General features: G+C 71.6%; 15 protein-coding genes. 11 read left to right on the top strand and 4 right to left on the bottom strand.

Annotated elements, in window-relative coordinates:
- Positions 1 to 4 precede the first annotated feature (4 nt).
- The 3 genes from Q4V64_RS49335 to Q4V64_RS49325 all read left to right on the top strand — a co-directional run bounded on the left by Q4V64_RS49335 (position 5) and on the right by Q4V64_RS49325 (position 2,861).
- The gene (locus Q4V64_RS49335; RefSeq protein ID WP_124444759.1) at positions 5 to 811 is read left to right on the top strand and encodes an ATP-binding cassette domain-containing protein; all 807 of its coding nucleotides are present in this window, start codon (positions 5 to 7) and stop codon (positions 809 to 811) included.
- A complete protein-coding gene (locus Q4V64_RS49330; protein ID WP_124444722.1) occupies positions 808 to 1,695 on the top strand; it encodes a metal ABC transporter permease in 888 nt (295 codons plus the stop codon). The genes Q4V64_RS49335 and Q4V64_RS49330 overlap by 4 nt, the downstream gene beginning before the upstream one ends.
- A 146-nt stretch (positions 1,696 to 1,841) precedes the next feature.
- A complete protein-coding gene (locus Q4V64_RS49325) occupies positions 1,842 to 2,861 on the top strand; it encodes a LacI family DNA-binding transcriptional regulator (protein WP_124444721.1) in 1,020 nt (339 codons plus the stop codon).
- A gap of 4 nt (positions 2,862 to 2,865) precedes the next feature.
- Here Q4V64_RS49325 and Q4V64_RS49320 read toward each other — a convergent pair whose 3' ends face one another.
- Positions 2,866 to 6,819, bottom strand: a complete 3,954-nt coding sequence (locus Q4V64_RS49320; RefSeq protein WP_124444720.1) for a glycosyl hydrolase — start codon at positions 6,817 to 6,819, stop codon at positions 2,866 to 2,868.
- 207 nt (positions 6,820 to 7,026) lie between these two features.
- On the opposite strand from Q4V64_RS49320, the gene Q4V64_RS49315 reads away from it, so the two are divergent.
- Positions 7,027 to 8,325 carry an MFS transporter gene (locus Q4V64_RS49315; RefSeq protein WP_124444719.1) on the top strand — a complete coding sequence of 433 codons (1,299 nt, stop codon included), beginning with the start codon at positions 7,027 to 7,029 and terminating at the stop codon, positions 8,323 to 8,325.
- Between the two features lie 233 nt (positions 8,326 to 8,558).
- A complete protein-coding gene (locus Q4V64_RS49310) occupies positions 8,559 to 10,028 on the top strand; it encodes an L-fucose/L-arabinose isomerase family protein (RefSeq protein WP_124444718.1) in 1,470 nt (489 codons plus the stop codon).
- A 106-nt stretch (positions 10,029 to 10,134) separates the two neighbouring features.
- On the opposite strand, the gene Q4V64_RS49305 is transcribed toward Q4V64_RS49310, so the two are convergent.
- A complete protein-coding gene (locus Q4V64_RS49305; RefSeq protein ID WP_124444758.1) occupies positions 10,135 to 11,190 on the bottom strand; it encodes a cellulase family glycosylhydrolase in 1,056 nt (351 codons plus the stop codon).
- Between the two features lie 794 nt (positions 11,191 to 11,984).
- Here Q4V64_RS49305 and Q4V64_RS49300 point away from each other — a divergent pair.
- On the top strand, positions 11,985 to 12,974 hold the full coding sequence (locus Q4V64_RS49300) for a LacI family DNA-binding transcriptional regulator (protein WP_124444757.1): 990 nt from the start codon (positions 11,985 to 11,987) through the stop codon (positions 12,972 to 12,974).
- Between the two features lie 76 nt (positions 12,975 to 13,050).
- On the opposite strand, the gene Q4V64_RS49295 is transcribed toward Q4V64_RS49300, so the two are convergent.
- Positions 13,051 to 13,863, bottom strand: coding sequence for an SAM-dependent methyltransferase (locus Q4V64_RS49295; protein WP_124444717.1), 813 nt, complete (start codon positions 13,861 to 13,863; stop codon positions 13,051 to 13,053).
- A gap of 59 nt (positions 13,864 to 13,922) precedes the next feature.
- On the opposite strand from Q4V64_RS49295, the gene Q4V64_RS49290 reads away from it, so the two are divergent.
- On the top strand, positions 13,923 to 15,350 hold the full coding sequence (locus tag Q4V64_RS49290; RefSeq protein WP_253267425.1) for a SpoIIE family protein phosphatase: 1,428 nt from the start codon (positions 13,923 to 13,925) through the stop codon (positions 15,348 to 15,350).
- A gap of 35 nt (positions 15,351 to 15,385) precedes the next feature.
- Here the strand turns inward: Q4V64_RS49290 and Q4V64_RS49285 are convergent, their stop codons facing one another.
- Positions 15,386 to 15,826, bottom strand: a complete 441-nt coding sequence (locus Q4V64_RS49285) for an ATP-binding protein (RefSeq protein WP_124444716.1) — start codon at positions 15,824 to 15,826, stop codon at positions 15,386 to 15,388.
- A gap of 313 nt (positions 15,827 to 16,139) precedes the next feature.
- Between Q4V64_RS49285 and Q4V64_RS49280 the strand changes: the two genes are divergently transcribed.
- From Q4V64_RS49280 to Q4V64_RS49265, 4 genes are all read left to right on the top strand, one after another.
- Positions 16,140 to 17,015 carry a helix-turn-helix transcriptional regulator gene (locus tag Q4V64_RS49280; RefSeq protein ID WP_124444715.1) on the top strand — a complete coding sequence of 292 codons (876 nt, stop codon included), beginning with the start codon at positions 16,140 to 16,142 and terminating at the stop codon, positions 17,013 to 17,015.
- Entirely contained in the window at positions 17,012 to 17,263 is a 252-nt protein-coding gene (locus Q4V64_RS49275; protein ID WP_124444714.1) for a DUF397 domain-containing protein, read from the top strand. Before Q4V64_RS49280 ends, Q4V64_RS49275 begins: the two co-directional genes overlap by 4 nt.
- A gap of 84 nt (positions 17,264 to 17,347) precedes the next feature.
- Entirely contained in the window at positions 17,348 to 18,154 is an 807-nt protein-coding gene (locus Q4V64_RS49270; RefSeq protein WP_124444713.1) for an SAM-dependent methyltransferase, read from the top strand.
- A gap of 63 nt (positions 18,155 to 18,217) precedes the next feature.
- Positions 18,218 to 19,345 carry a CapA family protein gene (locus tag Q4V64_RS49265; RefSeq protein ID WP_124444712.1) on the top strand — a complete coding sequence of 376 codons (1,128 nt, stop codon included), beginning with the start codon at positions 18,218 to 18,220 and terminating at the stop codon, positions 19,343 to 19,345.
- The last annotated feature ends 149 nt before the right edge of the window (positions 19,346 to 19,494 follow it).

Here is a 19,494-nt window from a genome sequence, read left to right as displayed (position 1 = left end):
TGCGGTGATCAGTCTGCGCGGGGCCGCACTGTCGTACGGCGAGCGCGTGGTCTGGCAGGGCCTCGACCTGGCGGTGCGGCCCGGGGAGTTTTTGGCCGTGCTCGGGCCGAACGGATCGGGCAAGACCAGCTTCGTCCGGGCCCTGCTGGGCCGTCAGCAGCTGTCGGCCGGGAGCCTGACGGTCCTCGGCCGGCCCCCGCGCGAGGCATGCCGGCATCTCGGCTACGTCCCCCAGCAGGCGGAGATGTCCGCGCAGGCCATGCTGCGCGCCCGCGACCTCGTGCGCTTCGGCATCGACGGGCACCGCTTCGGGCCACGGCCGCGCAACCGCGACGTCCGCCGCCGGGTGGACGAGATCCTCGCCTCGGTCGGAGCTTCGGCGTACGCGGACGTCCCGCTCGGCCTGCTGTCCGGAGGCGAGCGGCAGCGCGTGCGCATCGGCCAGGCCCTCGCCACCGATCCGCGGATCCTGCTGTGCGACGAGCCGCTGCTCTCCCTCGACCTGCACCACCAGCGGGCCGTCACCGAACTGGTGGACGCCCGGCGCCACTCCCACGGCACGGCGGTGGTCTTCGTGACCCACGAGATCAACCCGGTGCTCGGCCTGGTGGACCGGGTGCTGTACCTGGCGCCCGGCGGTCACCGGGTCGGCACCCCGGAGGAGGTCCTGACCTCCGAGTCGCTGTCGCGGCTCTACGGCACACAGGTCGACGTCGTCCGTGTCCGCGGCCGCGTCGTGGTGGTCGGAGCCCCGGACGAGCCGGCCGCGCCACCGCACCACACCCCTGAGATCGAGGAAGTACACCGATGACGCTCGCCGACGGGGTCTGGCAGCAGATCTTCAGCTTCGAGAACTACGGCGAACTCCTGGCGCTGGTGCGCAACTCCCTCATCGCCGGTGCCGCGCTCGGCCTGGTCGGCGGCCTGGCCGGGGTCTTCGTCATCATGCGCGATCTGCCCTTCGCGGTGCACGGCATCAGCGAGCTGTCCTTCGCGGGCGCGTCCGCGGCGCTGCTGATGGAGGTGAACATCGTGGCGGGCTCGATCGTCGGCTCGCTCCTCGCGGCCGGCGCGATCGGGGTCCTGGGCGCACGCGCCCGTGACCGCAACTCGGTGATCGGCATCATCATGCCGTTCGGCCTCGGGCTCGGCGTGCTCTTCCTCGCCCTCTACAAGGGCCGGGCGGCGAACAAGTTCGGCCTCCTGACCGGTCAGATCGTCGCCGTCGACACCCCGCAGATGTCCTGGCTGCTCGGCACCTCCGCCGTGGTCGTGCTCGCCCTGGCGCTCATGTGGCGTCCACTGACCTTCGCCAGCGCCGACCCGGACGTCGCCGCGGCCCGCGGCGTGCCGGTGCGTGCGCTGTCCTTCGCCTTCATGATCGTGCTCGGCCTCGCGGTCGCCCTGTCCGTCCAGATCGTCGGCGCGCTGCTGGTGCTCACCCTCGTCGTCACCCCGGCCGCGGCCGCGGCCCGCATCACCGCGTCACCGGTGCTGCTGCCGCTGCTCAGCGTCCTCTTCGCCGTCGTCTCCATCGAGGGCGGCATCCTGCTCGCCCTGGGCGGATCCATCCCCATCAGCCCCTACGTCACGACGATCTCGTTCACCCTCTACGCCGCCTGCCGCCTGGCGGGCACCTACCGCACCCGCCGATGGGGAGCCAGAGCCAGAAAGGCAACCCCGCAGCCCGCCTGACGGCACCTGCCCATGGTCCGACCCGGGGGCTCGCCGTGCGGTCGTGCCGACACGGAAAACGTTTCAACCGCGGCCGGGGTAGACTTGCGTCGCCCATGAGGACCACGTCGTGCCTGGTCGCACGGCTGCCACAGCGAGGGGGGTGGATGGACGCCATCTCGGCTCGCCCCGCCCGCATCCAGGACGTCGCGGCCGCCGCGGGGGTCTCGGTGTCCACGGTGTCGAACGTCCTGAACCGACCGGAGCGCGTCAACGCCCGCACCGCCGAGCGGGTCCGCGACGCGGTCGCCGCGCTCGACTACGTTCCCCATCCGGGAGCCGCCGGTCTGCGGACCGGACAGTCGTCCTCGATCGGTCTGGTGCTGCCCGACGTGGCCAACTCGTTCTACTCCCGCATAGCACGGGGTGCCGCGGACGCGGCGTACGACCACGGTTACTCCCTCGTGCTCTGTGACAGCGGGGACGCGCCGGAGCGGGAGCAGGGCTACTTCACCATGCTCGTCGAACAGCGGGCCGTCGGGGCCGTGGTGGTTCCGCTCAGCGCCGATCCCACCCGGCTCGCGCGGCTGCGTGAGCGCGGCATCCCCCTGGTCCTGGCCGACCGTGCGATGCCGGCCCAGGACGGCTGCTCCGTCTCCGTCGACGACATCGCCGGGGGCCGCATCGCCGTGCAGCATCTCCTGGACCGCGGAGCGCGCGACATCCTCGTCGTGAACGGAGAACGCGGGATCCGGCAGTGCGCCGACCGGTACCAGGGCGCCCGGCAGGCCGTGCGCAGCCGTCGTGAGGCGCGGCTGGGCCAGGTCGTGGCGGAGGAGATGACGGTGGCGTACGGCACGGAGATCGCCCTCCGGCTCGACGAACTGCCCGACGGGATCTTCTGCACCAACGACTTCCTCGCCGCGGGACTGTGCCGTGGCCTGGGCGAGCGGGGCGTGCGGGTTCCCGAGGACGTGCAGGTGGTCGGTTACGGCGACCTGGACATCGCGAGCTTCGTGGGGACGACCCTGACGACGGTCCGGCAGCCGGTCGAGGACCTCGGCAGGGCGGCCGTGGAGATGCTCCTCGACGAGGTGGAGGCCCGCGCGGAACACGCCCACGAGACGCGGGTGTTCGCGCCCGGCCTCGTCCTGCGGGACTCCACGCGGTCGCCTTCCGGTACCTGACCTCCTACCGGTCCGCGTCGAGGCCGGGGATCCGCAGCGTCACCGGCCCCAGCAGGCCGGAAGAGAGCTGAGAGGGGAAGGCCCAGGCGGTCGGCGTCGCTTCGGCGAGATACGGGGCCAGCGTGTTGTGGACGGTGACGTCGACGCGGACGGTACGCCCGGCGGCGCCGCACAGCTCGAAACGGTACGGAGCGCAGAACGCCTCGCCGACGGGTTCCCCGTCGAGGAACACCGCGACGCTGCCGCGCACCCGCCCCAGATCCAGCACCGGGTCGAGCCCGGCCGGTACCTCCAGGGAACGCGTATAGGTCACGCCCCCGCTCCAACCGCCCAGCCCCAGCGAGCGCCAGTCTCCCAGCGGCAGCGGCGCCGGTACCGTACGGACGCGCACCGGCCCGCGCCAGGCGGAGCCGCCCCGCAGCACGGCCGTGGGTGCGGTGACGACCTCGATCTCCGTGGGTACTCCGAGGGGTTGGTCGAGCGTCAGCTCCCCTCCCCCGTCCAGCAGTTGCTCCGTACCGTTCCCGACCCGCACCCGCGCGGGTAGCTCCAGCGGCAGGTCGACCGACACGGTGCCAGGCGGCACGGTGAACCGGAAGCGCTGCGCACGCGCGCGGACGTCGTCGGTGGATCGCAGCGGCAGTACGGCGGCGCCGAGCACCGGAGCGCCGGTGAGCCACTCGGCGTCCGGCAACGGGTGCGGCCGTACCGCGGCGTAGCAGTGCTGCAACTCGCCCCAGCGGCCCTCGTGTTCGACGGTGTGTCCGCGCCACTGCCCCGTCTGTGCCGCCCAGCCGGCGCCGCTGACCAGCGCGGTCGCGGAGGAACCCGCGGACGCCACGAGATCGACGAACACCGCGTCCCGGGCGTGGACACTGTCGGCCACCACCTCGAGCACGTGCTCGCCCGCCCGGAGTGTCAGTGGGTGGCGGAAGAACATCGGCACCGCGCCCCAGTCCGCCTCGTAGTACTCCACCTTCTCCTGCCGCGCCACGACATCGCCGTCGAGCAGCACGGTGACGCCCGCCGCGGCCCCCACGACGAGCACCGCTTCCGCGCCGGGGTTCGGAAGTCGCAGCCGAGCGCGGTAGGTCACGCGGCCGTCCGGTCGTACGTCGTCGGGCAGAGACATGAACTGCGGACGCGCTGTGAATCCGTCCGGACGGGACAGACAGAAGTAGCTGCCCAGCGGGGTGCCGGCGGCGCCTGAGATCAGCAACGGTCGGTCCTGGGCGTCGGCCAGTTCGTACTCGAGCACGTTTCGGGGCTGCGCCACGTCCACCCGGGCGGACGCCAGATAGCCGCTGCCCGTGTCCAGCAGCTCGCCGTTCCACCACACGCGTTTGGCCGCCGCCGCACCGATGTGCAGATCGGCGGGTCCGCGGTGGTCGGTCTCCACGATCGACCGGACCCGGGCGACGGTTGCGCTCCCGGGGACCGGGACGCGCACGAACTCCTCGGCCACCAGCCCCTTGTTGCCGAGCAGCCCGTCCGGATCCGGGATCCCGCGGCTCGACGAGTACAGCGAGACGCCCCAGCCCGCGTCCGGGGGCACGAGGGGCAGCTCTCCGGCCAGGATCCGTTCCACGGCGGCGCTGTCCAGCGGGTCGGGGGCCTTCTCGGAGGGCACCGGATGCAGGACGCGCACCCGATTGCCGTACGTCACCCGCGTCCGCTCGCCCCACGCATCGGTCTCGGTCCACCGCATGCTCCAGATCTGCGGCTCGGCCACGGACGACCCCGCGGGCAGCGCCAGGTCGCCCCAGGTGTTGTCCATGGTGAGCACCAGGCGGCCCTCCCAGCCGGTCGAGACGTCGAGCGTCTCGACCGGCCCCGACGGCGGTGTCGTGGTCCGGGCCGCTGGGGTGCCTTCGCGCCATACGACGAGGGCGGCGGGGGCGCCTTCCAACGGCACCTCGATGGTGGAGACGCCGTCGGAGACGGTGACGCGTCCGGGGCGTCGGTCGCCGGTCGCCGGGTTCCAGACCTCGGCCTCGGCGATCGCCGCCCGCACGGTGACGGAGGAGCTGTGGGCGTAGCGCGCGGGGTCGATGTCATGGTGGCCCCTGGGCGGATGCGTACGGGCGTCGGGGAAGGCTCCCGTCACCAGGGCGACCGCCACGTCGTCCTTCCGCCTGACGAGCAGGGGCACATCGCCCGTCGCGTATCCGGCGGTGTCGGCCACCGCCGCCGCGCCGGCCTCCGCGTCACTGACCCGCTCCAGCCGTGGATGGGCGAGCAGCGCCGCGACGACGGAGTCGTCACCGGCCAGGCCGGCCGCCGCCGCGGGTGGACGGCCGACCACCACGACCCGCCCGCCGGCGTCGAGGAGTTCGGTCAGCCGGCGCGCTGTCTCCTCCTCCAGGACGCTCGCCGAGGGCAGCAGAACCGCGGTGTAGGCCAGGTCCCTGATGCGCAGGGCGCCGTCGGCGGCCCCGGCCCGCTGCACCGAGGCGTCGTCGATGACGTCGAAGGAGAGGCGGTGCCGGTCCAGGGCGCCGATGCGGGGCCCGAGCCAGTTGTTGGTGCCGCAGAGCTCCAGGTAGTGCCGCTGCGTCTCGTCGACGTCGGTGTGGCGGTCGCCGAGGCGGCCGTCGCCGAAGTGCTGGACGGGCGCGTCCAGCGGGAGGAGCGCCTGCATGGTGGCGGTGGGGTGCAGGACCGCGACGTCGGCACTGTAGGTGCCCCAGGACAGGATCGAGCAGATCCGGGCGACGGCCCGGGAGAACGCCGGGTACTGCTGCCAGTACGGCTGACGCCAGTCGGTGGACGGCGGTGCCCATTCGAACCAGCCGCCCGCGGTGCCGAAGTAACTGGCGTGCGGGTTGTACAGGTTGGCGCCGCTGCGCAGGAACGGCAGGAGCCAGTCGTAGGTGTCCTCCAGGGTGCCGCCCCAGCCGGAGGAGTGGAACGCCTCGATCCAGACGCGCTCGTGGCCGTAGAGGTGCGCCATGGAGGAGTGGACCTTGGCGTCGCCGTGGTGGTCGCTGCCGGCGGCGCCGTACCAGCGGTGGGTGCGGAAGTAGTCCGTGTAGAGCTGCGTCGACTGGGCCGGGTAGCCGGCGCGGGCGGGGTTGCTCTGGTCGCAGCCCAGGAGCATGCCGCGCTCGTCGTGCCAGGCGGCGAGCGGCCTGAAGAGGGCCTCTTCGGTGAGTTCGGCGCGGACGGCGTAGTAGTCGGCGCGGATCCTCGTCGCCCGGGCGGTGTCATCGAAGAGGGCCGGCAGGTGGTCGAGCAGGTCGTAGCCGCGCCGGGAGCGGAACTCCTCGGGGAAGCGGCGGCTCCAGGAGTTCGTGCCGGGCAGTTCGTCCTGGAAGCTGCCCGCGATGACGTTGCCCAGGTACTCCGGGACGCGACGGTCGTACTCATGGTGGACGGCGTCCAGCAGCAGGCCGACGGCGTGCGGGTCCAGGTAGTCGAATGCCGTGGGAACGGAGACGACGAGCTGTACCTCGCTCCCGTCGGCGACCGTGATCCGGGCGGTGTCGGTGACGCTCAGTCGCGCGCCCGTCATGTCGTACGCGCCCACCAGCGTCTCGGGACCCTCCAAGGCGACGGTGCCGCCGGAGACGACGGCCCGGCGCGAGCGCAGGGCCCGGCCCGCCGCCTCGGGGTGCCGTCGGGTGACGCTCCCTTGGACATTGGCGCCGGAGAACCCGATCTGGTCGTAGAACCACAGGCGCGTGCCCAGGTCCCGGGCGATCTCGCAGGCGTCGGTGAAGCGTTCCCACCACTCCTCGCCGAACCACGCCGGCTCGTCGGCGCGGGCGCCGAAACTCGGGCCTGCCGGGGCCAGGTTGATCACGACGAGGTTGTGGATGCCGCCCTCCGCGAACCCGCGCATCTGCCAAGCGAGGCGCTCGCGGGTGACCTTCGCGCCCGACCACCACCACAGCGGCGTGGGACCGAAGTCCCGGGGCGGATCCTCGAAGAGCTGCTCCAGTGCGGGGGAGATCACGGATGCGGTCCTTCCCCTAAAACGTTTTTAGGTCGCCTTCACCGTAGGCGGCCTGGAACGTCCGCGCCATATCCAGAGAAGCCGAGGAAGAGATCGGCCGTGTGCCGCGGATGTGTGCGCGACATCTTGTTGCAACGTTTTTCTCGCCCTATATTCGCTGCGACTTGGCCCCGGAACCGCGACCTCACAAGACGACGGAGTCGCATCATGGCCCGAACTCCCACTGCCCCGGATCACGCCAAACAGCCCATCCCGAAGCGCCTGTGGAAGGTCGCGGCGCTGTCGGGCATGGCCTCGTACCTGGATGCCGCCCTCATCGTCAGTATCGCCGTCAACCTGGCCATCTACCGGGACAGTTACGACATGGGCGTCTGGATGGCGGGCGCGATCAGCGCGATCGTCACCGGCTGCATCGCCGTCGGCTCCCTCGTCGGGGGACGGCTGGCCGACATGTTCGGCCGCCGCCGTGTCTACAACTGGGACATCTTCTGCTTCGCGCTCGGCGCGGTCGTCATCACGCTGGCGCCGAACGACATCACGCTGTTCGTCGGCGTGCTCGTGGCGGGTCTGGCGGCCGGTGCCGACCTGCCGACGTCCCTGGCCGTGGTCTCGGACGCCGCACCCGCCGACGGCCGGGCGCGTCTGGTGTCCTTCACGCAGGTCATGTGGATGGCGGGCATCGTCGTCGTCACGTTCCTCGGTTACCTCCTGTCGGACACGGGCATGACCGGGGCGCGGCTCATCACCGGCCATCTGGCCGTCGCCGCGCTGGTCACCTGGCAGCTGCGCTCCCGTCTGGAGCTGGCGGACGAGCTGCCCGAGGAGGAGGTGGAGGCCGAGGCGGCCGCGCTGGCCGCCCCGCGCGGCACCGCGCTCAAGAACGTGTGGAACCGTGCCGCGTTGCTGCCGATGGCCGCGACCTTCGCCTACTACGTCACCTGGGGCATCGGCGCCAACACCTTCGGCCAGTTCGGCACCTATCTGCTGGTCACGGTCAGCGGTGCCTCGCAGAGCCTGGCCACCGGGATCAATCTGGCCTTCCTCCCGATCGCGCTGGTGCTGACCTTCGTCTTCGTCCGGATCGCCGACACCCCCTGGCGCGACCGGCTGTTCTACGTGTTCACCGTCGTGCAGATCGTCGCCTTCTGCATCGCCTCCCTCACGGCCGGCGCCCTCGTCGGCATGCTCGTCTTCTTCGTGCTCTACCAGATCTCCAACCCCTTCGCGGGGGAGGCCAGTTACAAGGTGTGGTCGCAGCTCACGCTGCCCCCGGACACCCGCGGCACCACCCAGGGCCTCACCTACGCCCTGTCGCGGGGGGTCTTCGCGGGCGTCGCGTTCGTCACGCCCGCCCTGATGGAGTACAGCGCGTCCGTCCTGCTCTGGTCGATCACCCTGTGCATGGCGGCGTCGGCGGTCGCGGGCGTGTACGTCGTCCGTGTCCTCATCCAGCGTTCCCCCGATACCGCTGCCGCCCCCGCGGATCTGGGCGTGGCCCGGGCCTGAGAGCTCCGAGCAGAATGGGCGCCCGGCTCGCGACGCCTGGCACGCACGCTCGCCGCGTTGCCGGAAGGCCCTAGTAGCTCCTCCCCCACTCTCGGCTTCGCTCGAGCGGGGGGACCCCCATCGAGGACCTTCCGGCGCCTTGCGATCGCACGCACCAGACGCCGCGAGCTGATCGGACTCCCATTCTGCTCGGAGCTCTCAACCCGAACCGGACCTCACAAGGAGCACCGACCATGGCAACGACCGACACCCCGACCGTGACCGCGGACCGCGCCGCCGCCCTGCGCGATCTGCTCCCCCCGGTGACCCGCCGCCGTACCCGCATCGGCCTGGTCGCCGGCGGACTCGGCACGTACTGGCCGCAGTTCCCCGGTCTCCTCCCGCGGTTGAAGGAGTCGGCCGCGTACGTCACCGAGCGCCTGCGAGGGATGGACGCGGAGGTCACCGATGTCGGCTTCGTCTCCGACGCCCAGGAGGGCGCGGCCGCCGCCGAGCGGCTCCGCCGTACGGACTGCGACCTGATCGTGCTCTTCCTGACGACGTATCTGACCTCGTCGATGGTGCTGCCGATCGCCCAGCGCTCACACACCCCGATTCTGGTCATCGACCTCCAGCCGTCGGAGCGGATGGACCACGCCACCTTCGACACCGGCGACTGGCTGGCGTACTGCGCGCAGTGCTCGGTGCCCGAGATCGGCAACGTCTTCCGTCGCGCCGGCATCCCCTTCCGGTCGGTCTCGGGCTGGCTGCGCCAGGAGGCCGCCTGGCGGCGCATCGAGCAGTGGGTACGCGCCGCACATGTCCGCGCCGCCCTGCGGCACGCCCGGCACGGCCTGATGGGCCACCTGTATCCCGGCATGCTCGACGTGTCGACCGATCTGACGCTGCTTCCGGCGACGTTCGGCTCGCATGTGGAGGTGCTGGAGTTCGACGACCTGCGGCACCGGGTGGAGAAGGTGACGGAGGCCGAGACCCGCGCCCGCATGGATCTCGCCCGGCAGGTCTTCACCCTCGACGACAGCGTGGTGGACGAGGACTTCGCGTGGGGAGCGACCGTGTCCGTCGCGCTCGACCGGCTCGTCGAGGACTTCGGCCTCGACACCCTCGCGTACTACCACCGCGGTCTCGACGGCGAACTGCACGAGCGGCTCGGCGCCGGCATGATCCTGGGCGCCTCCCTGCTCACCGCCCGGGGCGTGCCCGCCGCCGGCGAGTACGAACTGCGCACCAGTGTCGCCCAGTTGGTCTCGCAGAGTGTCGGTGCCGGAGGGTCCTTCACCGAGATCCAGGCCCTCGACTTCGAGGACGAGGTCGTGGAGATGGGCCACGACGGGCCCGCCCACCTCGCCGTCAGCGCGCGTGATCCGCTGCTGCGCGGCCTGGGTGTGTATCACGGCAAGCGCGGCTGGGGCGTCAGCGTGGAGTTCGACGTCCGGCACGGCCCCGTCACCCTGCTCGGCCTCGGCCAGGACGCGGACGGCAGCCTGTCGTTCATCACCTCCGAGGGCACCGTCGTCCCCGGCCCGCTGCTGGAGATCGGCAACACCACGAGCCGGGTGGCGTTCGGCCGTGATCCCGGCGAGTGGGTGGATGCGTGGAGCGCCACGGGCGTCGGCCACCACTGGTCCCTCGCGGTCGGCCATCACACCGCCGGTTTCCGGGCCGCCGCGAGTCTGCTCGGCATCGAGCACCGGGAAGTGTGACCTCGCGCCTGGCAGGCGCGAGGGAAATCCCCGGTCACCCCTCATGTGCCGCGGCCGGCCGCGATGCGCGAGCACCGCGGCCGGCCGGGGGGTGCCGAGGGGTGGGTCAGCGTTGGACGGGCTTGCCGCGTCCCCAGCCCCAGGCGAGCCGGTCGGCGCCGGACTGGTTGGTGGTGGCCAGCCACGGGCGGGCGGGGTCGCCGATCAGCTTCTGCAGCGAGTACGTGTCACCGGTGCGCAGGCCGGGCCAGTAGACGGAGCCCATCTTCAGCTCGCGGAAGGTGTCGGTGACGGCCTGCATGAAGTTGATGAAGTTGTTGTCGGGAGCCGGCTTGTTGTAGTCGAAGCCGGTGGTCATGTGGGCGCCGAACTCGTCCGCGACGGTCCGGTTCGCGCAAGTGCCGATGCGCTCCTTGAGGTCGGCCACCCACTGGTCGTAGGTGGCGTACTCCTTCCAGAACCCGTAGTGGTGCAGCGACAGATAGGTGCCCTTCAGACGCGGGTCGGCGCACACGGAGGTGACGTGGTCGTTGTAGCCGGCGCCGCTGACGAAGACCCGGTTGCGAGGGACCGACGGGTAGGTGCCCAGCCACTTGGCGGCGATGTCGGCCCACTCGGTGTCGGTGTAGCCGTGGGGCTCGTTCATCGGCTCGAAGTAGACCCGGGCGTTGCCCTTGTAGGCCTTGACCACGGTGTCCCACATGGGCCAGAAGGTGGCCTCGTCGTCGATGAAGCCGTCCTTGCGCGGGCCCGTGCCCTCCCAGTAGGAGAGGATGACCTTGAATCCCTTGGCCGTCGCCGCGTCGATGACACCGCGGTAGGACTTCCAGTAGGAGCCGTTGACGGTGTACGGGTTGATGGGCAGCCGGACCGTGTTGGCACCGAGGTTCGCGCGGAACGCCGAGATGATCCGGCTGGCCTTGGTGTAGCTCTGGGCGTAGGTGTCGGAGGTCGACAGGCCGGACAGGACGACGGGGTCGTCGGCGAAGTTGTCGCGGGGGTCGGCCCAGTTCACGCCCTTGAACTGGGTGGTGTCGGTGCTCGGCGCGGCGGCGGCGGAGCTGCCGGTGATGGTCGTACCGCTGATGGCGGCGATCGCGACCGCCACGAAGGCGGTACGCAACCGGGGGGTGAAGCGGGTGCTGGTGGGGGTCTTGCGCATCGGCTTGCCCTTTCGGGAGATGGCGGCGCTTGTCATGAGGGGGGATGGGGGTTCTGCCGCCCGGCTGTCGCCACTGGACGGTGACCATCCTGTTCAGGGATGGCGTAAGGCTCGGTTCGCGGCGGAGCCGACCTGCGAGAAGGCGGGCGAGCTAGGGCCTGTGCCGGAAGTGGCGTCGTCCGCCCGGAGGGCGGGCCGGGCGCCCGCCGCGATGGGGGTCCCCCCGCTCGAGCGAAGCCGAGAGTGGGGGAGGCTGATGACTGCGTTGGTGCGTGCTCTCGGCGTGCCGGGCGGAAGGCCCCGTCGATGGACCGGATGTACTTGGGCTTTCGCCCGGTGCGGCGAGTGGGGGCACCTCCCACGCCCTTAAGGCAGTGGGGGAGCGTGCCAGGCGCCGCCCGGCAGGCGCCACTTCCGGCACAGGCCCTAGCGCTGTGCATCCGTGCCCGCGGTGCTGGGACCACCGTTCCGCTCCTCCCTGCTCCGCCGACCGCGATGCCGTGTTTACGTAAACATCCGAGGAACAAGGCGGTGCGCCAGGCTGCTCTCGCGGCCGATGTTTACGTAAACTTCAGGGCGTCGGAATCGTGGCACCCGCCCCAGCGATCGTCAAGGTTTCCCACGCGTAACATCCGTGGCACCGCGTGGCGGAGTCCCGGCCCGGGGCCCAGGGAAGCGGGAGTGGTGGAGCGATGGACCTGAACAACCCGGAGAAGCTGGTCTCCGCGGCCGCCGGCGGCGCGCAGCGCGGCGGCTCCGGCGTGCCCGGCGGACGCCGCAAGCAGCGCGTCTCCATGGCCGATGTCGCCAAGCTCGCGGGGGTCTCGTCCCAGACGGTCTCGCGGGTCTCCAACGGCCATCCCGGAGTGATCAGTTCGACACGGGAGCAGGTGCTCGCGGCGATGCGGGAACTGGGCTACCGGCCCAACAGCGCGGCACGCGCCCTGCGGTACGGCCAGTTCAACACCATCGGCGTGATCCTCTTCAGCCTGTCCTCGACGGGCAACAGCCGCACCGTGGAGGCGATCGCCACGCACGCCGCGGCCGAGGGATACGCGATCACCCTGATCCCCATCGACGTCCCCACCCAGGACAACGTACTGGGGGCCTTCACCCGGATGGGCGAGCTGGCCGTCGACGCCGTCATCGTCATCATGGAGATCCATCTGCTCGACACCGGCACGGTGCAGCTGCCGCCGGGCGTGCACGTCGTCGTCGTGGACTCCGACGCCGGGGACCGCTACAGCGTGGTCGACACCGACCAGGCCGACGGCGCCCGGAAAGCCGTCCGGCACCTGCTCGACCTGGGCCATCGGACCGTATGGCATGTGACCGGCCCCGAGACGTCCTTCGCCGGCCAGCGCCGGACCCAGGCCTGGCGCGCCGTCCTGGAGGAGGCGGGACGCCCGGTTCCGCCGCCCCTGCGCGGCGACTGGTCGGCCGAGTCCGGCTACGCGGCCGGCCTCGCGCTCGTCGAGGAGCCCGACTGCACCGCCGTGTTCGCCTCCAACGACCAGATGGCCCTGGGTCTGCTGCGCGCCTTCCACGAACGCGGCCTGTCCGTCCCCCGGGACGTCAGCGTGGTCGGCTTCGACGACATCCCCGACGCCGCCTTCTTCGTCCCGCCCCTCACCACCGTCCACCAGGACTTCGCCGAGGTGGGGCGCCGCTGCGTCCAGGACGCCCTCCGCCAGATCCGCACCCGCGGCGGCTCCCGCCCGGGGACCGACCTCGTCCCGACCCGTCTGGCGATCAGACACAGCACGGCACCGCCACGCAGCTGACCGTCCGTGGAGTCTGCCGGTGCCGTGATCACGACCAGCGATTCGGGGGCGGCGGGGCAGTCCCCGCACCGCCCGCTCACCCGTTCTTGCGGCCGACTCCCGCGTACACCCAGTACTCCGACGGGTTGTCCGGGATCCGGTCGTCCGGGTCCGGGCGCCACAGGGGCACGTGGACCAGGCCCGGCTCCGCCAGGTCGAAGCCGGTGAAGAGGCCGAGGATCTCGGCGTGGGAGCGGGCGGTCACCGGCGAGGTGGCCCTGGACTTGTACAGCTGTCCCACGGCGGCGGCCGTGTCCGGGCGATCCTGGTTGGTGGCATGACTCATGGCCAGCCAACTGCCTTCGGGTACGGCGTCCCGGAAGGCGGCCACGATGCCGGCCGGGTTCTCCTCGGGCGTGACGAAGTGCAGGATCGTGATCATCAGGACGGCGACGGGCTGCTCGAAGTCGATCAGCTTCCGCACCTGCGGGGAGGACAGGATGTCGGCCGGGCGCCGGATGTCGGCGTCGACGATGTCCGCGTCCGGGTTGTCGGCCAGCAGGGACGCGCTGTGGGCCACGGCCACGGGATCGTTGTCCACGTAGACCACCCGGGCTCCCGGACTCGCCGCCTGTGCCACCTCGTGCACGTTGCCCTGGGTCGGGATGCCCGAACCGAGGTCGATGAACTGCCGCACCCCGGCCTCGACCAGGAAGCGAACGGCTCGTCCGAGGAAGGCGCGGTTGGCGCGGGCCAGGGTACGCACCTGGGGATCGATGGCCGTGAAGGCCGCCACCGCCTCCCGGTCGATGCCGAAGTTGTGCTGTCCGCCCAGCATGGCGTCGTACATCCGGGCAACGCTCGCCTTGTCGGGATCGGCTCCCGCTGGGAGCCCCTCCGTGTCGGACACCACAACTCCCTTCACTTCCGGCGCGCTTGACGCATCATCATATAGTTTGCCGACGACGCGTGGCGAACAGTTGTCCCCGCCGCGCGACCGCAGCCCGCACCCCGAAAGGCACGACCCTGCGGAACGAACCGCGCAGCCGCACCGCCGACGCACCCGTCGCACCGCCCGCGCCCCGACGGTCGCTCTTGTCCCCCGCGGCCGACGCCATCGGCTCGGAACTCGATCTGCCCCTGACCGGCAGCCATGTCGTGCACGCGCTGACGCCCGGGTTCTGCGACGCGGCGTCGGTCTATCTGCTGGAGCGCTGGCGGCGCGAGGAGAACGCGTACGTCACCGTGGATCCGCCCCAGATCGAGGCGCGCCGACTGGCGGTGCGGGTGGGAACGGACACGCTCGAGGACTGGGAGGGCATGCTGCCGGTCGGTGAGGTGATCGTCTTCCCCCGTGAGACGCCGTACGCCCGCGCGCTTGCCGCCGGACACGCCCAGGTGCTCGACACGGTCGACGCGCACACGTCCGAGCGGCTCGTCGCCGCCGGCGGCGGTGACGCCCGCATCGGCGAGCTGCTGTCGCGGGTGGGTTCGTTTCTCGTCGTCCCGCTGCGTCTGCGGGGCGCGGCGGTCGGCTTCCTCACCTGTACACGCGGACCGGACCGGGCGCCGTTCCTGCCCGCGGACGTGGCGGCCGCGGAGTCGCTGGCCGCGCGGGCCTCCATCGCCCTGGACAACGCGCGCCGGTACGAGCGCGAGCGCCGCACCGCCCTGGCCATCCGCAACAGTCTGCTGCCCGGCTCGGTCCAGGAGTTCGAGGGCTGCCGGATCGCCCACGGCTGCCTGCCCGCCGGGCAGGGCACCGTCATCGGCGGTGACTGGTTCGACGTGCTGAAACGGCCGGGTGACCGGGTCGGCCTGATCGTCGGGGACGCCATGGGGCACGGTCCCGAGTCCGCCGTCGCGATGATCCAGCTGCGCACCGCCGCCCGTACCCTCGCGGGATTCGACATCCCTCCGGCCGATCTCATACGGCGGCTCGACGCGCTCGCCGACGACACACCGGGCGCCTCCTTCGCGACCTGTATGTACGCCGAATGGGACGCCCGGCGCTGCACCTGCACCCTCGTGGGCGCGGGCCACCCTCCCCCACTGCTGCGCGGCCCGGACGGCCGGACCGCCCCGGTCCCGCTCGTCGGACCGGGCCTGCCCCTCGGACTCGGCGCGGACACCTACGAGGCCACCGTGCTGAGCGTGCCGGAACCGGCCCTCCTCGTCCTCTACAGCGACGGTCTGGTCGAGTGCCGCGACGCCGACATCGATCAGGAGATCACCCGCCTCGCGCGCACCCTGGACACGGCCGCCGTCGAGCCCGTGGCCGACGACCGCGACGCGCTGCCCGCGCTGTGCCAACGGCTCCTGCACGCCCCTTCCGACGCGTCAGGCGCCGACGACCGCACCCTGCTGCTCGCCGAGCTGACACCCGCGAAGGGCTGAACCCGGCCACCGGACAACGCCGTTGCCGAGCGTGCTCAGACCGTCAGGTTCGCCCACACCGCGTTGCCGCCGGTGAGTCTCGACCGGTCGACGCCCCAGGCGTCCGCGAGCCCCTCCACGAGGAGCAGGCCGCGGCCGCCCTCGTCGCCGGCGCAGGGCTCGCGTCGCGGCAGGCCGTGGCCCGGCCGGCCGTGGTCGTGCACCTCGAGGCGGAGACACCCGTCCGTGACGAGCCCGATGCCGCACAGGACCCGCGTGCTGAGGGTGTGCCGCACGGCGTTGGTGACCAGCTCGGACACGAGCAGGACGGCGTCCGCGCACACCTCGCCCGGCAGCCGCCACGCGGTCAGCCGCGCGCTCATGGAGCGGCGGGCCACCGAGACGCTGGAGCGGTGCGCCGGGAGTTCGAGCCAGTGTGTTCGGTCCGTGCTCGGGACGTCTAACAGCTGGGGAGAGGACGTCGTGTGGGGGGACACGGTGTTCGCCTTCCGTGGGGGGCGGGCGCAGCCGGGAGAGGGGGGAAGGTCGGCAACGGGCCTGTGAGGGAGGGGTGTTCCGGACAGATCCACGTCTTGAACGTCGGTGCGCGCCAACTCTCATGTGGGGGCATGGGGCGTCGGCGATGAAGCGGCTCGCGTGTGGCGGGACGATTCACACAAGTAACTATGCTCGCACCTGTGTTCATGCTGCAACCAGCTGCCTGATAATTTCAGCTAGCCGGTATCCGTCTGGTGGCGTCATCAAGTCGCTGTCAGACTCGTACGGGTGACACCCCTCAGGAGGTAGGGCGTGAGCGAAGGCCGTTCGGGCACGGGCAGCACCAGTGCGCCCACCGTTCTGCGCATGATCCTCGGCCGGCGGCTGCAGGAGCGGCGGCAGGGTGCGGGCGCGTCGCTGGAGGACGCGGCCAGGGCCCTGCGGGTCAAGCCCCTGACCATCCGCCGCCTGGAGAAGGCGGAGGTCGGCCTCAAGCCCCTCTACGTGGAGAAGCTGCTGCAGACCTACGGGGCCGAGCAGCAGGAGATCGACGAGTTCGTCGACCTCGCCGAGCGGGCCAACGAGCCCGGCTGGTGGCACACGTACCGCGATGTGCTGCCGAACTGGTTCAGCGGTTACGTGAGCCTGGAGACCGGTGCCAAGACCCTGCGCACCTATGAGTCCCACTACGTCACGGGGCTGCTGCAGACCCCCCAGTACGCGCGCGGAGTCCTGCGCGGGGGCTTCCCCAACGACAGTGACGAGGACCTTCAGCGACGCGTGGATCTGCGGCTGCGCCGCCAGGGACTGCTGGAGAGATCCGCCGCCCCCACGCTGTGGGTGGTGATGGAGGAAGCCGTACTGCACCGGGTGGTGGGCGGCCCGGAGGTCATGCGGGGGCAGATCGACCGGCTCCTGGAGGTCTCGGAACTCGAGCACGTCAGCGTCGACATCGTGCCGTTCACCGCGGGCGCCCACGTCGGCGCGTGCGCCCCGTTCACCTACTTCCGGTTCGAGGAGCCCGAGCTGCCCGACATCGTCTACAGCGAGATCCTCTCCGGTGCCATGTACCTGGACCAGCGCTCCGACGTCGCGGCCCATCTGGAGGCCCACAACCGCATGTCCCTGCTGACCTCGGACGCCGACAGCAGGGCACTCCTTCACCGCATGCGCAAGGAGTACTCATGACGACCATCGACGGCCACGTCTACAACGGGATGCCCGCCTCGGACCTCGGCGATCACGGCTGGGAGTCTCCGTGGAGCGGTCCCAACGGGGGCCAGTGCGTGCAGACCAAGCAGCTCGCCGACGGCCGCGTGGCCCTGCGGCAGTCGACCGATCCCGCCGGTCCCGCGCTGATCTACACCCCCGAGGAGATCGCCGCGTTCCTCGCGGGAGTCAAGCGGGGCCTCGCGGACCACCTGGCGGCCGGCTGACCCCGGACCCCAGCGGGAAGGCCCGAGCCCGCCCCGGCCACGACCTGCCCGACACCCCCCACGCACCAAAATGAAAGGGACAGGATGACCAACACGAACGCCGCGCGGGACATCGACACCAGCAGGCCCCACTCCGCCCGGATGTACGACTACTACCTCGGCGGCAAGGACCACTTCGACGTCGACAAGAAGGCGGCCGAGACCGTCGCGGCGGCCTACCCCGGCATCTTCGTGTGCGCCCGCGAGAACCGCGCCTTCATGCACCGCGCCACCCGCGTCCTCGCGCAGGAGCACGGCATCCGCCAGTGGCTGGACATCGGCACCGGCATCCCCACCGAGCCGAACCTGCACCAGGTGGCCCAGTCCGTGGTCCCCGACGCCCGTGTGGTCTACGCCGACAACGACCCCCTCGTCCTCAAGTACGCCGAGCGCCTGATGCGCAGCACGCCCCAGGGCCGCACCACGTACATCGAGGCGGACGTCAACGACCCCGGCTCGCTGCTGGGCGCCCCCGAGCTGGCCGGGGTCCTGGACCTGGACCGGCCGGTGGCCCTGTCGCTCAACGCCCTCATGCACTTCGTCACGGACGCGCAGGACCCGTACGGCATAGTGCACCGTCTGCTGGCCGCGCTTCCCTCGGGCAGCGCGCTGGCCCTGAGCCACTGCACGCCCGACTTCGACCCGGCCACCTGGCAGAAGGTCACCGACATCTACACCGGCGCGGGCACACCGGTGCGGTTCCGCTCGCGCGAGGACGTCGCCCGCTTCTTCGACGGGCTCGACCTGCTCGACCCCGGCATCAGCGTCGGCCACCGCTGGCGCCCGGACGGTGTCCCCACCGCCACGGACGCCGAGGTCAGCCTGTGGACCGGGGTGGGCATCAAGCCGTAGCCGGGGCGGCGGTGCCCTGCGGGCGGCGCGCGCCACGCGTGCCGCTGCTCGTACCGTTGAGGTATGACCGGCGGCGGCGTGGTGACGCTGTTCGTGTGCGGCGATGTGATGCTCGGGCGTGGCGTCGACCAGATCCTGGCGCGGCCCGGCGATCCGGCGCTGCGGGAGGACTACGTCACGGACGCCCTGTCGTACGTGCGCCTGGCGGAGTCGGTCAACGGGCCGATCCCGGCCCCCGTCGACCCGTCCTGGCCGTGGGGCGAGGCCCTGCGCGTCCTGGAGGCGGCCGCGCCGGACGTCCGCATCGTCAATCTCGAGACGTCCGTCACGGGCAGTGACGCGTTCGCGCCCGGCAAGGCGGTCCACTACCGCATGCACCCGGCCAACCTGCCCGCCCTCACGGTGGCCCGCCCCGACGTCTGTGTCCTGGCCAACAACCACGTACTGGACTTCGGCCGGGCGGGCCTGGAGGAGACACTGGACGCGCTGCGCCGTGCGGGCCTGCGGGTGGCCGGCGCGGGTCGCGACGCCGACGAGGCACACGCGCCGGCGGCCGTCCCTGTCCGAACCGGCGGCCGTGTGCTCGTCTTCGCCCTCGGGGCACGGTCCAGCGGCGTCCCGTCCGGCTGGGCGGCCACCGCGGACCTGCCCGGCGTCGCCTACGTCCCCGAGCTGTCCCTCACCGCGGCCGACGCGGTGGTGCGGCGGGTGCGGCAGGAGAAGCGGGCGGGCGACATCGCGGTCGTGTCCGTGCACTGGGGCTCCAACTGGGGATACCTCGTTCCCCGGGACCAGCGCCGCTTCGCGCACGCCCTGGTGGACGGCGGCGTCGACCTCGTCCACGGGCACTCCTCGCACCACCCCCGCCCCGTCGAGGTGTACCGGAACCGGCTGATCCTGCACGGCTGCGGCGACTTCATCGACGACTACGAGGGCATCGGCGGCTACGAGGAGTACCGCGACGACCTCCGGATCATGTACCTCGTCACGGTGGCGGCGGACACGGGCGGGCTGACCGGGCTGCGCATGGTGCCCCTGCGTGCCCGGCGCATGCGGCTGGAGCCCGCCACCCAGGAGGACGCCGCCTGGCTGCACGCGACCGTCGACCGGGTCAGCGCCGGCGTACGTCTCACGCTGGAGTCCGACGGCACGATCGCGCTGGTGCCGCCCGCCGCGGGTGCCGTCCCATGAACCGCCCGCTGCGGCTGACCCTGCTCGGTGTCGGTGCGATGAACTCGCCCCGGTTCGCGCCGGCCGGTCTGCTGCTGCGGTACGCCGGGCACCGTGCGGCCTTCGACGGCGGACCCGGCGCCGAACCGCCGCCCGGGCGGCTTAGAGCT

Source organism: Streptomyces sp. NL15-2K (assembly GCF_030551255.1).
In the GTDB taxonomy this organism is placed as follows: domain Bacteria; phylum Actinomycetota; class Actinomycetes; order Streptomycetales; family Streptomycetaceae; genus Streptomyces.
This window is presented reverse-complemented; position numbering and strand designations above follow the sequence as displayed.

What these genes read in the sequence shown, in the direction of transcription:
- Q4V64_RS49265 (WP_124444712.1), top strand. Translation starts at nt 18,218, where the DNA reads ATGACCGGCGGCGGCGTGGTGACGCTGTTCGTGTGCGGCGATGTGATG.
- Q4V64_RS49325 (WP_124444721.1), top strand. Translation starts at nt 1,842, where the DNA reads ATGGACGCCATCTCGGCTCGCCCCGCCCGCATCCAGGACGTCGCGGCC.
- Q4V64_RS49330 (WP_124444722.1), top strand. Translation starts at nt 808, where the DNA reads ATGACGCTCGCCGACGGGGTCTGGCAGCAGATCTTCAGCTTCGAGAAC.
- Q4V64_RS49275 (WP_124444714.1), top strand. Translation starts at nt 17,012, where the DNA reads ATGACGACCATCGACGGCCACGTCTACAACGGGATGCCCGCCTCGGAC.
- Q4V64_RS49300 (WP_124444757.1), top strand. Translation starts at nt 11,985, where the DNA reads ATGGCCGATGTCGCCAAGCTCGCGGGGGTCTCGTCCCAGACGGTCTCG.
- Q4V64_RS49315 (WP_124444719.1), top strand. Translation starts at nt 7,027, where the DNA reads ATGGCCCGAACTCCCACTGCCCCGGATCACGCCAAACAGCCCATCCCG.
- Q4V64_RS49270 (WP_124444713.1), top strand. Translation starts at nt 17,348, where the DNA reads ATGACCAACACGAACGCCGCGCGGGACATCGACACCAGCAGGCCCCAC.
- Q4V64_RS49310 (WP_124444718.1), top strand. Translation starts at nt 8,559, where the DNA reads ATGGCAACGACCGACACCCCGACCGTGACCGCGGACCGCGCCGCCGCC.
- Q4V64_RS49305 (WP_124444758.1), bottom strand. Translation starts at nt 11,190, where the DNA reads ATGCGCAAGACCCCCACCAGCACCCGCTTCACCCCCCGGTTGCGTACC.